Origin of the sequence: Chryseobacterium viscerum (genome assembly GCF_002899945.2) — a bacterium.
GTDB classification, from domain to species: domain Bacteria; phylum Bacteroidota; class Bacteroidia; order Flavobacteriales; family Weeksellaceae; genus Chryseobacterium; species Chryseobacterium viscerum.
The window spans coordinates 568,919-582,370 of the sequence record NZ_PPEG02000001.1 but is presented as its reverse complement, the minus strand read 5'-3'; the positions used below and the strand labels follow the sequence as shown (position 1 = coordinate 582,370).

Here is a 13,452-nt window from a genome sequence, read left to right as displayed (position 1 = left end):
AATGTTAAAATCAGATAGATACTGTGTTATAATGGCAGGAGGAATCGGTAGCCGGTTCTGGCCGATGAGTACGCAGAAATTTCCAAAACAGTTTCAGGATATTTTAGGAACCGGGCGCACGATGATTCAGCAAACCTATGACAGAATCAGTAAAGTGATTCCTAAGGAGCAGATATTCGTGATTACGAACAAAGAGTATGTTACGCTATCCCATCAGCAGCTTCCGGAGATTCCTGAAGAAAATATTGTGGGTGAGCCGCTTATGAAAAATACAGCTGCCTGTAACCTGTATATGGCAAACAAGATTGCTGAGATCAATCCGGATGCCACCATGATTGTGTTGCCGGCAGATCACCTGATTCTTAAAGAAGATGTATTTTTGGAAAAAGTAGAGCTTGCCTTTGAGGTGGCTTCACAACATGACTATCTGGTAACATTGGGTATTACCCCTACAAGGCCTGATACCGGCTACGGATACATTCAGTTTGTAGAAAAGAAAGCCTCTGAGTATTTTAAAGTGAAAACATTCACAGAAAAACCAATTCTTGAGATTGCCCAAAGCTTTTTAGAAAGTGGGGATTTCCTTTGGAATGCGGGTATTTTTGTATGGAATGTAAAAAGTATTCATCATGCTTTTGACCTTTATCTTCCTGAGATGATGCAGCATTTTATGGCCTGTGAATACAATTCGGAAAAAGAAAATAGCTGTATTGAAACCATTTACCCTAAGGTTCAGAAAATTTCTATTGATAATGGAATTTTAGAGAAAGCAAAGAATGTATATGTAATTCCATCAGACTTAGGATGGAGTGACCTTGGAACCTGGACGTCAGTGTTTGAAAATACTGAAAAGGATAAAGACGGAAACGCAGTAACACTGAAACATTTACTCTCTTATAATTCAAAAGGAAATATTATCCGTTTAAGGAATAATAACAAGGCCGTAATTATTGATGGTCTTGAAAATTATATTGTTGTAGACACCGATAAAGCACTTCTTATTTGTCCGCGAGATAATGACCAGCTCATTAAAGATTATGTTCTTGACTTAAAAAACTTTAAGAAGGGCGAGAAGTTTATGTAATGTTTGGTATATTTTCTGCTGATTTTTAAATTATGATTAAAACTGCAACCCGATTTACAATTCTTATATTTTTACTTTTGGGAATCCTAGGATATTCTCAGGAGAAGAAAAAATTTTCAAGCATTCCCGGTATTTTACAACAGATCAACCCAAGTAACAAAGTTGATTCATGGGTCTTGGTATACAATAGCTATGGAAAAGGAGAAGGAATAAAGAGTTCGGGCAAGGTGAATTATACTCCTCAGTTCTCAGGATTCAATCTGTTTCCCAGTGAAGACAGTTTTTATTATATCGCCTATTCAGAAGGAGGTAAAATAAATTACATTACCGATATAGAAGGGCTTAAAAAGTTTGTAGACAGAATTGATAATGCCGAGGAAGCATCTATAATGCTAGCCGCTGACGGATACATGGTAGATGAGGAATTCAAAGATCTTGCAGGTAACTATCATGAAGATAAATCAAATTATTATCTGGATCTGGGAAAACTTACTTCAAAAGAATGCCCTTACCAGAAAACCCACTATACAGTAACCGTAAATAAATCTACAGGTGCTGTAAGCAATGTAAAGAACAATGGTACTTATATTGAGCTTTACAATAAAAAATGTGCTAATAACCCGAGACTTTTAAAAATCGAAAAAAAGGAAGAACCAAAGAAAGATGAGCCTAGAAAAACACCCAAGCGCAAATAATACCTATGAGACTGAGCGACTAATACTACGTCCGATGTCTAGTGAAGACAGAGATTTTGTCTTTGAACTTTATAACAGACCAAAATTTATTCAACATATTGGCAACCGTAATGTTAATACCATTGAGGATGCTGAAAATTATATTCTAAACAGGTTTGCTCCACAGATTGAAAGACTAGGATTTGGAAACTATCTTTTAGTGACCAAGGAAGGGAGTGAAAAAATAGGAGCAGTAGGAATCTTCGAAAGAGAAGGGCTTGATATCGTGGATATCGGATATTCTCTATTGGAAGAGTTTGAAGGAAAAGGATATGCTTTTGAAGCGGCTCAGAAAGTCAAGTCTATTGGGATGGACGATTTTGGATTATCCAAAATTTCTGCGATCATTTCAAAAGATAATGTTTCTTCCCAAAAGCTTATCGAAAAATTGGGATTAAGGTTTAAAAAGCATGTGACTCTTCCCGGGGAGACCGAAGAATTAAACTATTACGAAACAGAATAATACATCTATAAAAAAACACTTTCACAAATAACATATAGATTTTAAATCATGTTATTTGTGAAAGCATTTGTGATCTTTGTGTTTAAAAAAAGAATTATCCTTCCAGAATCTGCTCAGCAGCAGTCTTTGAAGTTACTTTTTCAATCACTCTTGTGCACATCCCATTTTCATCAAAAATAAAAGTGGTTCTTACAATCCCCATATACGTTTTTCCAAACGTTTTTTTCTCCTGCCACACTCCGAATTTTTCAATGATATCACGATTTTCATCTGCAATAAGATCATAAGGAAAAGCAAATTTGCTGTGAAAATTTTTCTGTTTTTTCACAGAATCTCCACTTATTCCCAACAGCTGAAATCCAGCTTTTTTAAGTTCAGTATAATTGTCACTTAGATTGCAAGCTTCAACGGTACAGGTTGGGGTACTTGCTTGTGGATAGAAGAAAACCACTAGTTTTTCTCCCATTAATTTTGATGAGGTTACTGTTTCCCCATCTTGATTGATTCCTTCAAATTCAGGTAATTTGTCTCCAACTTTCAACATAATGATTTAATTTTGTTCAAATTTAAGGGTTACATGACAAAAAAGCAAAGAGCCGAGCTCGTTCAGATAGAACTGGAGAAATTATATCCTACAACACCTATTCCGCTGGATCACACTGATCAGTATACATTAATGGTTGCTGTGGCACTTTCTGCACAAACAACAGATAAAAAAGTAAATCAGGTTACGCCTGATCTTTTTGCGGTAGCAGGGACCCCTCAGAGAATGGCAAAACTGGAAGAATTTCAAATTAAAGAATTGATCAAAGAAATAGGTTTGTCCAATACAAAAGCCAAAAACCTAAAAAAAATGGCCGAGCTGTTATTGGAAAGACATAACGGTATCGTTCCCCAAACGTATGAAGAATTGGAAGCGCTGCCGGGAGTAGGACATAAAACCGCTTCGGTGGTGATGAGCCAAGGCTTCGGATTTCCTGCTTTTCCTGTGGATACCCATATTCATCGTCTTATGACACAATGGAAGCTTACCTCCGGAAAAAATGTGGTAGAAACTGAACGCGATGCAAAGAATTTATTCGCTGAAGAAGTGTGGAATAAACTTCATCTTCAGATTATTTTCTACGGAAGAGAATATTCTCCGGCAAGAGGAAAAGGAGAGAAAGATTTTATTACGAAAATGATGTTTGAGAAATAGTTTTCTCTGAAAAATTTTGAATTTTATACCCTGTCAAGATTTTAAACCTTGACAGGGTATAAAAGATCATCCAAAAGAAAGTAAAAGGAAATTAAATATCCAGCAACCTTCTGTGATAGTTGATCTGCCCCAAATGATAGTCCAAATGAGCAAGCAGGTGGATCAGAAAGTAATCTGTGGTCATTGTATCTTCGAAAACAACCAACGGATATTCTTTTTTTAGATCATCTTCTGATAATGGAGCAAGAGCATAGTCTATCATTGCTGCAGTTGCCTCTATTTTTTCAATAAGTTCAGTTCTTGGGATATCTTTTAATGAAAACTCCAGGTCACGTTGCCTTACATATCCTGTATTTCCAAGATGGGTTCCTATAAAATGGTTGAGATTTCCCACCAAATGAAGGACTAGATTACCCGCAGAATTGGCAATGTTTTTATCAATTTTCCAAAGATTCTCTTCGTTTTGATAGGCTTCTATCTCTGTTTTTAGTTTATTTAAATCTCTGTTGTAAAGAGATCTGAGGCTTTCTGTGATCATATCAATTTTGTTTATTTAGAAAGAACGAAATAAAAAAGGATACCAATTGAATGAAGTATCCTTTTTTATTAACGTAAGTTTATTTTTGTTTTTGAGCCCAAAGCTCCATTTTTCTGTTCAGAACATCCAAAGGAAGACATCCCTGGCTTAATACTTCATCATGGAAGCCCGCCAGATTGAATTTCTTTCCAAGTTCTTTCTGATATTTTTCTCTCAACTCACGGATTCTTAAAGAACCTATTTTGTAGCCTAAAGCCTGCCCCGGCATTGCCATATATCTTTCAACTTCTGCTGTGGCAGACGCCTCGTCATAAGAAATGTTGCTTAAGAAATATTTGATAGCTTCTTCTCTTGACATTTTTCCTGTGTGAAGCCCCGTATCTATTACAAGTCGTACTGCTCTCAGCATCTGATCGCTTAAATAACCCATTTTTTGATAAGGATCTGTATACAAACCGAACTCAGGGCCTAATGTTTCACAATAATGTGCCCATCCTTCCCCATATGCTCCAAACCATCCGAATCTCATGAATTTAGGAAGTTTTGTATTCTCCTGTTGCAAAGAAACCTGGTAATGATGTCCTGGAATTGCCTCATGAAGGAAAAGAGATTCCATTCCTGAAGTAACATTGAATTTGGTAGGATCCGGCAGTGGAACATAAAATATCCCCGCTCTTTTTCCATCCGGAGTTCCGGGAATATATTCTGCGCTGGCACTTGCTTCTCTGAATTTCTCCGTCTGTCTGATTTCAAATTTTGTTTTCGGAGTTACGTTAAACATCGTTTTCAGTTTCGGCGTAATCTTCGTTAGAATACCATTGAAAGCATTTAAAACCTCTTTAGACGTTTTATAAGGCATTGCCTTCGGATCTGTTTTTACAAAAGTGATAAACTCTTCCAGTGTTCCGGAGAAACCTACCTGCTGTTTTACTTTTTCCATTTCTGCACGAAGCATCGCTACCTGCTGTAGTCCGATTTTATTGATCTCAGTGGGAGATTTTTTGGTGGTGGTCCAGCTTTTTACATAATAGTTGTAAATCTCATTACCGTTAGGAAGGCTGTTGTATCCATCTGTATCTCTTGCTTTTGGAAGGTACTCTTTCTCTAAGAATACTCCCATTTTTGTGTAGGCAGGAATGATTTTTTTCGTGATAACATCTTTATAAAGTGCTGAAAATTTGTCTTTCTGATCCTGAGTAAAGCTTTTCGGGAAGTTTTTAACCGGTCCGTAGAAAATATTTTTGTCCATGTCAGAGGTTGTGATTTCCTCTGCTTTCATTTGAGGAATCATTTTGACAACCAGTTTTTTAGGAAGAACTACCTTATTGCTGATTCCTTCACGGAAGTTATCTGCGGCTGCATTCATCCATTCCGGGAATTTTTCCATTCTTTTTAACCAATCACTGTAATCTTTTTCAGTTTTGAAAGGCTGGCTTCCCTGTCCGCTTCCATACAATGGAAAAGTAAGCGGAAGACCTCCGAATTGGGTAAAAGGAATATATTCGGGATGATAAGCATATGCCTCAATTTTATCTTTTAAAGTATAATCCAGTACATCATATACTACTTTATCTTCATCAGAAAGCGTTTTATAATCTACATGCTCCAGTTGTTTCTGTACAGAATTATAGAAAGCGACTTCCCCTGAGATAAAATCTTTATCAATGTTGATAGGAAGCTGATCGTTGTATCTTGTATCTCCCTGAGAAGTAGCATCCAAAGGGTATAGCTTCAGATACTGCTCATAGTAGTTGGAAGCAATAGAGTCCAGGTTGCTGGGCGTTACTTTCGTAAGGGGAGAATCCGATTTTTTGCATGAAGCAAGACCGATCATCAATCCTAGTCCTAGAATACCTTTTGATAAAATGTTTTTCATTTTCAGAATCTTTATGAAAACAAAAATAAGTATTATTGGGGTATTCAGACTTATGGTATGAATTGATTTTGAAAAAATTATTTTTAAAATCCTTTCAACTTTGAATCAATTTTTTATCTTTGTCTAAAACGTTTAACAATCATATTATTACAGCTCTTTTTTAAGAAATAATGAAAGGGATTTTAAAAATTTACCATCCGGAGGAGACGCTAAAATACAATATCAGAAATACTTATTGTAAAGCCATCTACAGCAATCAACAACATTTTTTAGAGGTTGAAGTTATTACGGATGACAGTTTGGATCACGTAGACGATGATTCACTACAGTACAAGTTTCCGCAGCTTTCACTTGAAGTTTTCGATTTGCCTATTGAATCGACGGAAATAGAAGGAAAAACTATCAAAATCAATGACTCTGATGAAGAAACCTACACAGAAGTAGATCTTTTCGATGACGAAGATGCTTATATCTACGACAACGAGCTTCTTTTCGAAAGAAATGACGAAGGAGAGCTTCAGGTCATCTGGAAGGGCACCATTGATGATTTCTATACCGGATCCGATACACCGATTCCTTTTAGATTAAAATGCGAATTCAAGCAGGATGATATTGAGGTAGACGAGGATTAACAGAAGCCTTGTTCCTTTTTTACTATCGAATTTCTTTTCAAAATTATTTTTGGAAAGAAATTTGCTATTGGTAAATAATAACAAATTTTAAGTTGTTTTTAAGCAATTTTTAAGAGTTCAATTCATAATATTCTATTACATTTGTCGTTGAAACTTTAATAAAATTCACATTTAATGCTGTTAACGGAACTTTCTCAGATTTTATTTGCACAAATCGCCACACCTGCAGTTGCTGCAGACAACTTAGAGTTCTCATTCTGGAAAATCATGTTCCATGGGGGTGCATTCGCTAAAATAGTGATGGCCATTGTGTTGCTGTTGGGGATATTTTCTCTCTATCTGTTTTTTGAAAGGTTTTTCTTTATCAAAAGACTCACTTCAAAAACGGATTCCAACTTCATGAACAATATCGAAGACTTTATAAAAGCTGGAAAAATAGAGGCTGCGGCAGATTATTGCAAAACGCAGAACTCTCCGGAGGGAAGAATTTTAGAAAAAGGAATTTCAAGATTGGGGCGTCCTGTTTCTGATATCGTAAGTGCCATGGAATCGCAAGCTCAGGTAGAGGTAGCTAATATGGAGAAAAATCTGAACCTTCTCGCTGTAGTACCAAGTATCGCACCGATGTTAGGTCTTTTGGGTACAGTAATCGGGATGATTATTGCTTTCTTTAATCTATCCCACGCAACAGGATCTTTCTCTCCAAAAACACTTTCAGAAGGTATTTATACTGCTTTGGGACAGACTGCGGTAGGTTTGGCAGTAGCAATTCCTGCTAATTTCTGCTACAACATCCTTTTGACAAGGATTGATAAGTTTGTACTGAAAGCTCAGAATATGTCAGGAGAATTTTTAGACCTTATCAATAAACCTTTATAAAATTTCTTACGATGAAAATTCAGAGAAGAAATAAAGCAAACCCGGAATTCAGTTTAGCAGCGATGACAGACGTTATCCTGTTGATGCTGATCTTCTTTATGATCACCTCTTCTGCCGCCAATCAAAGCGCCATTGATGTGAATCTGCCGAAAGCCGGAGCGGTTGACGATAATATACCCAATCCTGTTACGGTAAGTATCAAGCCGGATGGCTCATTCTTTGTAGATGATAACCCTGCTAATAAAGGAGAACTGGAGAAGATTATTGTTGATAAATTAGCCAGTCAGACGAATAAATCTTTCACGATCAGAGCCGACGAAAATACATTACATAAAGATGTTGTTTTTGTCATGGAAATCGCTGAAAAACATAAATTTAACATTGCTATTGCAACGGTTAAAGATAAATAACAGATCCGGATTTCCGGAAAGAATTACTTTTTAAGATGAAAAGCTATACAGCAAACAGAAACGACGAAAACAAAGATAGGATAAAGAGCGCTGTGCTTTCTATTCTTATCTGGGCTGCCGTTTTGCTTTTTGTTTTTTTATATAAATTAAAACCTGAACTGGATAAAGAACCTGAAGTGGTAACGACTATGTTGGTAAACTTCGGGGATAACAGAAACGGTAAGGGTATTGAAGAGCCTGCTGAGCAGCCAGGAAGTTTTGCTGCAGCTACAGAAGAAGTGACGCCAGAACCAGCAGAAACACCCGTTCCGGAAACAAAAACTGTGGTAAAACCAGAACCTATTCCTACTCCCGCACCAAAGAAAACAGAAGTTAAGGAGAAGGTTATTACCGGAAACAATTCAAAAGCAACAGTTCCTAAAAAGGAAGATTCAAAAAAAGCTGAGAAAAAAGAAGCAACAAGCGCGAGTGCTTCAAAAAATACCAAAAAATCAGGTGCTGCTACGGCCAATTCAAAAACTGGAAACGGGGATGGAAAAGGAAATGCTGCTATTGGAAACCTGATTAAAGGAAGAGGAACAAAAGCAGGAAGCCAGGGGACAGGAGAAGGTATAGGAAATGCAGGAGATCCTTTAGGTGGAGATGGAAACGGAGACAGTAAAGTTGGAATTGATAGAAAGCTCGTTGGCTATATTCCAGGAACAATGGGAAGAGGAGGGGCTCAACCTTCTCACAGCTGTACTGTAAGCGGATCGATTACCATTGCTTATACGGTAGATAAAGCAGGAAATGTGGTGTCTGCAAGAAGAGCCGGAGGGGTTTCAGACCCTTGTGTATCTTCCACGTCCGTGGCCTGGGTGAAGAAATATGTAAAGGCAGAGAAAGCCAATACATCATCAACCGGAAGTTATAAAATTACATTCTAAAATACAAAAGCACTTTATTCAAGTGCTTTTTTTAATTCATTTATTCTGTTGATAATCGGAAGGGCAAAAATACCGCTGGTCTGTAGATACAGCTCATAAAATGTCTTTGCTTTATCCTGAAAATCTTTATTTTGATCATGTCTGCTGTTGAAGTAAAAAAGGTTTCCAAGCATTTCATAATAATCTTTGTGATCCCTTTCCTGTCTTTCGTTAACGATAGCAATTATTTCTTCTTTGGTCTTAGAAGAGACTTCTGTGAAACTTATCTTGAAAATATCTCTCATTAAAGTATCAAAATCCAGTTCTTTCTGCATTAAGCTTTCTTCAGGTTTATCCAGGATCAGTTTTTCTAACGCCTGAGTCAATTGGCGAATAAGTCTTAAAGTAAATTCTTTATCTGTAATCATAATGATTTAAAGTTTTAAGTTTAGTGTTTAAAGTTAATAGCATCGGTTTCAACCAGCAGCTTTTAATTAAGCAAAGAACAAATAAGCCAAGGCAATTGCAGTGATAACACCGACTAAATCAGCCAGAAGCATAGCAATTACCGTGTATCTTGTATTCTTAACAGCAACGGCGCCAAAATAAACCGCGATCACGTAGAACGTCGTATCTGAGCTTCCCTGAAGTACAGCCGCCAGTTTCCCCTGGAAACTATCAGCCCCAAATGTTGACATCGTATCCACCATCATCCCTCTTGCTCCTGAACCGGATAAAGGTTTGATTAAAGCTGTTGGAAGTCCATCAACAAATCTTGGATCCATATTGGCCACGTTGGCCACCCATTTCATTCCGTCAATGATCACATCAAAAACACCAGAAGTTCTTAATAAGGAAATGGCAATCAACATTCCAACCAGATAAGGGATAATCTTGACGCAGGTGGTAAACCCTTCTTTTGCTCCTTCAATAAAGGCATCAAAAACATTGATTTTTTTATAAACAGCTCCAAGTACTATGGCAAGGAAAATAAAGAGAATAAGCCCATTGCTTAATATCTTACTGAAGTCATCCAGTTCATCTTTGCTTAGCTGTACAAGATATACCACTAGTAAAGCAATAACGGCTGAAATTCCTCCTACATAAGCGATAACAACAGGGCGAAGCAGATTGATCTTCTGGTATAAAGAAACAATAATCATTGCAGCCAATGTAGCCGCAAAAGTAGCAATCATACAGGGCAGAAATATATCAGTAGGGGTCTTTGAACCCATGGATGCTCTGATCGCAATAATGGATACAGGAATTAAGGTCATCCCTCCGGCATGGAGACATAAAAACATAATCTGCGAATTGCTGGCGGTATCTTTATTGGGATTTAAGCTCTGTAAACTTTCCATTGCTTTTAGCCCAAAAGGAGTCGCTGCATTATCCAATCCCAGAAGGTTGGCACTGAAATTCATCAGCATATGTCCGAATGCGGGATGGTTTTTAGGGATGTCAGGAAATAATTTGGAGAAAAACGGCTGGATCAGGCGGCTTAGAAGATTGATTCCTCCTGCTTTTTCAGCAATACTCATGAATCCCATGAAAAGCGTCATGATTCCGATAAGTCCAATACAGATCTTTACCGCTGTTTCTGATGTTCCGATCACTCCATCAGCCTCCTGAACGCGATAAACGCTTACGTTTTGTTTTAAAGAATCTGTTTTGTAATGAATTCTGCTGTCTGCAAAATCATTTTTTTTCATCAGGCTGTCTCTGATAACAGGAGAGAGGCTGTTCATCGGTTGAGATACAACCTTCACGGTATCACCACCTTTTCCCACAACCATATCATTGAAAATAGTTTTGTAGTGAGCTGATGAAACGTATTTTATACTGGCAATGGCAATGGCAATAATAATAAAAGCCGACCAAATTCTGCTGAGAACCATCTGATTGATTTAATTGTTTAAACTTATCAAAAATACTTTAAACTACAAAAGTCACAAAAGAATTAAACACTTAAGTTTTCATAAGTAAAATATTATACAGCAGAGAAGAGCATTTAAGTTTTTGAAAATCTATAATTTTCTGCTTATGTGTACTTTTTTATTCAGTATCCTATTAAACTTACTTAAGTGTTCTAAAGTGTTATTCTAAATAAAACTTTGTGGCTGAAAAAAATAGATCTACTCTTCTAAATATACAAGATGCCCCTCAAAATTGTCATCCAAATTCTTCAGAACTTTGGCATCATTCATTTTTTTGACCAATGCCTCTACAAAAAAGCTTTTTTCAAAAAACTGGCGGTGAATGCCTGGCAGGATCTCCATGAAATAGTCCATTCCGATTTTATTGTTGTGGAGGTCCATTTTTGTTTCCAAAGGCTCATTTGGGAATAGTTCTTCATGCATATCCGTAATTCTTTTGCAAAAATCAAGTGCTTTTTTGGGAGAAGAAATCTTGCAGCAGTACATCATAATGAAGCAGCACCACAGAGCATGTCTGAAAGCATTCCCAATTCCATTATTGGAGGCTGTTTGTGGGAATTTTTTCTGTGCAATGGTAAATGCTTTTACAGTAGCGTGAAAACTCAATAGGGCAAAAAGAGGATGGGGAAGGATAAGTGATAAAAGACGCATAATCTTTTTAAAACTCATACTTCTGATGGTATTGAAAAATATCTTAAAAGTCCTCATAAATAAAAATCTCTCCCTAATTAGAGAGAGATTGTATTGTTTTTGTTACAGATACTACGCTTTTACAGTTAATAAATTGACTGTTTTAGCAACCGTATCCTGAATTTCAGTTCTTTTTACGATGAAATCTACAAATCCTTTTTCCTGTAAGAATTCTGATGTCTGGAATCCTTCCGGTAAGTCTCTACCGATCGTTTCACGGATTACTCTTGGTCCGGCGAAACCGATTAGTGCTCCCGGTTCTGCCATGATGATATCAGCGGTCATTGCAAAAGAAGCTGTGATTCCTCCGAATGTAGGGTCACAAAGGTAAGCGATGTATAAAAGTCCTGCTTCAGAAAGCTGAGCTAACTTAGCCTGAACTTTTGCTAGCTGCATCAAAGAGTAGGTTGCTTCCTGCATTCTTGCTCCTCCGGACTGACAGATAATCATATATGGAAGTTTATTAGCAATACAGTAATCTACTGCTCTTCTGATCTTTTCTCCCATTACAGATCCTAAAGATCCACCAATAAAAGCAAAATCCATACAAGAAACCACCATTTCTGTACCCTTTACAGTTCCTACAGCATTTCTGATAGAGTCTGTAAGTTTTGTCTTCGCTTTTACTTCTTTTAAACGGTCTTTGTAAGGTTTTGTATCTTTAAAGTTTAAGATATCAATACTTTCAACATTAGCATCCAGTTCGGTAAATTTACCACCGTCAAAAAGGATGTCAAAAAATTCCGAACTTCCTATTCTTACATGAAATCCGTCTTCAGGAGAAACATAGTTATTTCTCTTTAGTTCATCATGTTCCACAACTTTTCCGGATGGAGTCTGATGCCATAGACCTTTGGGAACGTCCTTTTTTTCATCAGTAGAAGTGGTAATGTTTTTTGCTTTTCTTTTAAACCAGTCGAATGCCATTTTTGCTTGTATTAATGTATAAATGTAAAATGTACCAATGTAAATGTATTTCTTATGAATACTTTTTACATCGGTACAAATGTACAGTTCTTATTTTAAAGTATTTACGTTATTTAAATCTTCAAATGCTTTCACCAATCTTGTAGAGAATGTGTCTTCACCTTTTCTTACCCAAACTCTTGGGTCATAGAATTTCTTGTTAGGTTTTTCCTCTCCTTCAGGGTTTCCGATTTGAGTTCTTAAATACTCAATATTGTTTACCATATAATCTCTAACGCCTTCTGTATATGCAAACTGAAGGTCAGTATCGATATTCATTTTAATTACTCCGTAGTCGATAGCCTCTCTGATCTCTTCTAAAGTAGATCCTGAACCTCCATGGAATACAAAATTAACAGGTTTCGCTGCCGTTCCGAATTTTTCCTGAACATATTTCTGAGAATTGTCAAGGATTTTCGGTGTAAGAACTACGTTTCCTGGCTTGTAAACTCCGTGTACGTTACCGAATGCTGCAGCAATAGTAAAGTTATCAGAAATAGCTTTTAATTTTTCATAAGTATACGCTATATCTTCAGGCTGAGTATATAATTTAGAGTTATCAACGTCTGAGTTGTCAACACCATCTTCTTCACCACCAGTAACTCCGATTTCTACTTCAAGAGTCATCTGAAGTTTTGCCATTCTTTCGAAATATTGAGCTGAAATCTCAAGATTTTCTTCTAAAGATTCCTCAGAAAGGTCCAGCATGTGAGAAGAGTAAAGAGATTTTCCTGTCTGCTTGAAGAATTCTTCGTTAGCATCCATCAATCCGTCGATCCAAGGAAGTAATTTCTTTGCACAGTGGTCTGTGTGTAGAATTACTGTTGCTCCGTACGCTTCAGCAAGAGTGTGAATATGTTTTGCACCAGCGATAGATCCTAAGATGGCAGCTTTTTGTCCGTCATTGTTTAATCCTTTCCCTGCGTTGAATGCACCTCCACCATTTGAAAACTGAATAATTACAGGAGCGTTCAATTTCGCTGCAGTTTCCATCACAGCATTGATGTTGCTTGATCCAATTACGTTTACTGCAGGTAATGCAAATTTGTTTTCTTTAGCATACTGAAAGATATCAGTAACTAGCTGACCTGTGGCAACTCCTGCCGGAAAAATTCTGCTCATGTTTTACTTTTTATTATA

Annotated in this window: 16 protein-coding genes; 8 read left to right on the top strand and 8 right to left on the bottom strand. The window is 37.0% G+C overall.

Annotated elements, in window-relative coordinates; all coding sequences use genetic code 11:
- Position 1 precedes the first annotated feature (1 nt).
- Genes C1634_RS02655 through C1634_RS02645 form a run of 3 tightly spaced genes read left to right on the top strand, consistent with a single transcriptional unit; the run spans position 2 to position 2,281 of the window.
- Positions 2 to 1,084, top strand: a complete 1,083-nt coding sequence (locus C1634_RS02655; RefSeq protein ID WP_228409946.1) for a mannose-1-phosphate guanylyltransferase — start codon at positions 2 to 4, stop codon at positions 1,082 to 1,084.
- Positions 1,085 to 1,116: 32 nt separating this feature from the next.
- Positions 1,117 to 1,779 (top strand): hypothetical protein, encoded by a 663-nt coding sequence (locus C1634_RS02650; RefSeq protein ID WP_103233178.1) that lies wholly within the window; start codon positions 1,117 to 1,119, stop codon positions 1,777 to 1,779.
- Positions 1,748 to 2,281, top strand: coding sequence for a GNAT family N-acetyltransferase (locus C1634_RS02645; protein ID WP_103233179.1), 534 nt, complete (start codon positions 1,748 to 1,750; stop codon positions 2,279 to 2,281). Before C1634_RS02650 ends, C1634_RS02645 begins: the two co-directional genes overlap by 32 nt.
- 94 nt (positions 2,282 to 2,375) lie before the next feature.
- Here the strand turns inward: C1634_RS02645 and bcp are convergent, their stop codons facing one another.
- Complete coding sequence (bcp, locus tag C1634_RS02640) at positions 2,376 to 2,825, bottom strand: thioredoxin-dependent thiol peroxidase (RefSeq protein WP_103233180.1); 450 nt, start codon at positions 2,823 to 2,825, stop codon at positions 2,376 to 2,378.
- 33 nt (positions 2,826 to 2,858) lie between these two features.
- On the opposite strand from bcp, the gene C1634_RS02635 reads away from it, so the two are divergent.
- Positions 2,859 to 3,479, top strand: a complete 621-nt coding sequence (locus C1634_RS02635; protein WP_103233181.1) for an endonuclease III domain-containing protein — start codon at positions 2,859 to 2,861, stop codon at positions 3,477 to 3,479.
- A gap of 91 nt (positions 3,480 to 3,570) precedes the next feature.
- Here C1634_RS02635 and C1634_RS02630 read toward each other — a convergent pair whose 3' ends face one another.
- Positions 3,571 to 4,017, bottom strand: a complete 447-nt coding sequence (locus tag C1634_RS02630; protein ID WP_185145112.1) for a DinB family protein — start codon at positions 4,015 to 4,017, stop codon at positions 3,571 to 3,573.
- A gap of 79 nt (positions 4,018 to 4,096) precedes the next feature.
- Positions 4,097 to 5,893 (bottom strand): DUF885 domain-containing protein, encoded by a 1,797-nt coding sequence (locus C1634_RS02625; RefSeq protein ID WP_103233182.1) that lies wholly within the window; start codon positions 5,891 to 5,893, stop codon positions 4,097 to 4,099.
- 170 nt (positions 5,894 to 6,063) lie between these two features.
- Between C1634_RS02625 and C1634_RS02620 the strand changes: the two genes are divergently transcribed.
- The 4 genes from C1634_RS02620 to C1634_RS02605 all read left to right on the top strand — a co-directional run bounded on the left by C1634_RS02620 (position 6,064) and on the right by C1634_RS02605 (position 8,740).
- Positions 6,064 to 6,525, top strand: a complete 462-nt coding sequence (locus C1634_RS02620; protein ID WP_103233183.1) for a hypothetical protein — start codon at positions 6,064 to 6,066, stop codon at positions 6,523 to 6,525.
- A gap of 174 nt (positions 6,526 to 6,699) precedes the next feature.
- A complete protein-coding gene (locus C1634_RS02615) occupies positions 6,700 to 7,404 on the top strand; it encodes a MotA/TolQ/ExbB proton channel family protein (protein ID WP_109737859.1) in 705 nt (234 codons plus the stop codon).
- Positions 7,405 to 7,415: 11 nt separating this feature from the next.
- The gene (locus tag C1634_RS02610; RefSeq protein WP_103233185.1) at positions 7,416 to 7,814 is read left to right on the top strand and encodes an ExbD/TolR family protein; all 399 of its coding nucleotides are present in this window, start codon (positions 7,416 to 7,418) and stop codon (positions 7,812 to 7,814) included.
- Positions 7,815 to 7,849: 35 nt separating this feature from the next.
- The gene (locus C1634_RS02605; RefSeq protein ID WP_103233186.1) at positions 7,850 to 8,740 is read left to right on the top strand and encodes an energy transducer TonB; all 891 of its coding nucleotides are present in this window, start codon (positions 7,850 to 7,852) and stop codon (positions 8,738 to 8,740) included.
- Between the two features lie 14 nt (positions 8,741 to 8,754).
- Here the strand turns inward: C1634_RS02605 and C1634_RS02600 are convergent, their stop codons facing one another.
- From C1634_RS02600 to fbaA, 5 genes are all read right to left on the bottom strand, one after another.
- Positions 8,755 to 9,147, bottom strand: coding sequence for a hypothetical protein (locus tag C1634_RS02600; RefSeq protein ID WP_103233187.1), 393 nt, complete (start codon positions 9,145 to 9,147; stop codon positions 8,755 to 8,757).
- A gap of 66 nt (positions 9,148 to 9,213) precedes the next feature.
- On the bottom strand, positions 9,214 to 10,617 hold the full coding sequence (locus tag C1634_RS02595) for a nucleoside recognition domain-containing protein (protein ID WP_103233188.1): 1,404 nt from the start codon (positions 10,615 to 10,617) through the stop codon (positions 9,214 to 9,216).
- Positions 10,618 to 10,854: 237 nt separating this feature from the next.
- Positions 10,855 to 11,364, bottom strand: coding sequence for a DUF6973 domain-containing protein (locus tag C1634_RS02590; RefSeq protein ID WP_103233189.1), 510 nt, complete (start codon positions 11,362 to 11,364; stop codon positions 10,855 to 10,857).
- 54 nt (positions 11,365 to 11,418) lie between these two features.
- Positions 11,419 to 12,273, bottom strand: a complete 855-nt coding sequence (gene accD, locus C1634_RS02585) for an acetyl-CoA carboxylase, carboxyltransferase subunit beta (RefSeq protein ID WP_103233190.1) — start codon at positions 12,271 to 12,273, stop codon at positions 11,419 to 11,421.
- Between the two features lie 90 nt (positions 12,274 to 12,363).
- Positions 12,364 to 13,434, bottom strand: a complete 1,071-nt coding sequence (gene fbaA, locus C1634_RS02580) for a class II fructose-bisphosphate aldolase (protein ID WP_103233191.1) — start codon at positions 13,432 to 13,434, stop codon at positions 12,364 to 12,366.
- Positions 13,435 to 13,452: the final 18 nt, after the last annotated feature.

Excerpts from the sequence above, each read along its gene's own strand:
- bcp (WP_103233180.1), bottom strand. The coding sequence starts at position 2,825 with ATGTTGAAAGTTGGAGACAAATTACCTGAATTTGAAGGAATCAATCAA.
- fbaA (WP_103233191.1), bottom strand. The coding sequence starts at position 13,434 with ATGAGCAGAATTTTTCCGGCAGGAGTTGCCACAGGTCAGCTAGTTACT.
- C1634_RS02635 (WP_103233181.1), top strand. The coding sequence starts at position 2,859 with ATGACAAAAAAGCAAAGAGCCGAGCTCGTTCAGATAGAACTGGAGAAA.
- C1634_RS02605 (WP_103233186.1), top strand. The coding sequence starts at position 7,850 with ATGAAAAGCTATACAGCAAACAGAAACGACGAAAACAAAGATAGGATA.
- C1634_RS02590 (WP_103233189.1), bottom strand. The coding sequence starts at position 11,364 with ATGAGGACTTTTAAGATATTTTTCAATACCATCAGAAGTATGAGTTTT.
- C1634_RS02610 (WP_103233185.1), top strand. The coding sequence starts at position 7,416 with ATGAAAATTCAGAGAAGAAATAAAGCAAACCCGGAATTCAGTTTAGCA.
- C1634_RS02645 (WP_103233179.1), top strand. The coding sequence starts at position 1,748 with ATGAGCCTAGAAAAACACCCAAGCGCAAATAATACCTATGAGACTGAG.
- accD (WP_103233190.1), bottom strand. The coding sequence starts at position 12,273 with ATGGCATTCGACTGGTTTAAAAGAAAAGCAAAAAACATTACCACTTCT.
- C1634_RS02615 (WP_109737859.1), top strand. The coding sequence starts at position 6,700 with ATGCTGTTAACGGAACTTTCTCAGATTTTATTTGCACAAATCGCCACA.
- C1634_RS02655 (WP_228409946.1), top strand. The coding sequence starts at position 2 with ATGTTAAAATCAGATAGATACTGTGTTATAATGGCAGGAGGAATCGGT.
- C1634_RS02595 (WP_103233188.1), bottom strand. The coding sequence starts at position 10,617 with ATGGTTCTCAGCAGAATTTGGTCGGCTTTTATTATTATTGCCATTGCC.
- C1634_RS02620 (WP_103233183.1), top strand. The coding sequence starts at position 6,064 with ATGAAAGGGATTTTAAAAATTTACCATCCGGAGGAGACGCTAAAATAC.
- C1634_RS02650 (WP_103233178.1), top strand. The coding sequence starts at position 1,117 with ATGATTAAAACTGCAACCCGATTTACAATTCTTATATTTTTACTTTTG.
- C1634_RS02600 (WP_103233187.1), bottom strand. The coding sequence starts at position 9,147 with ATGATTACAGATAAAGAATTTACTTTAAGACTTATTCGCCAATTGACT.
- C1634_RS02630 (WP_185145112.1), bottom strand. The coding sequence starts at position 4,017 with ATGATCACAGAAAGCCTCAGATCTCTTTACAACAGAGATTTAAATAAA.
- C1634_RS02625 (WP_103233182.1), bottom strand. The coding sequence starts at position 5,893 with ATGAAAAACATTTTATCAAAAGGTATTCTAGGACTAGGATTGATGATC.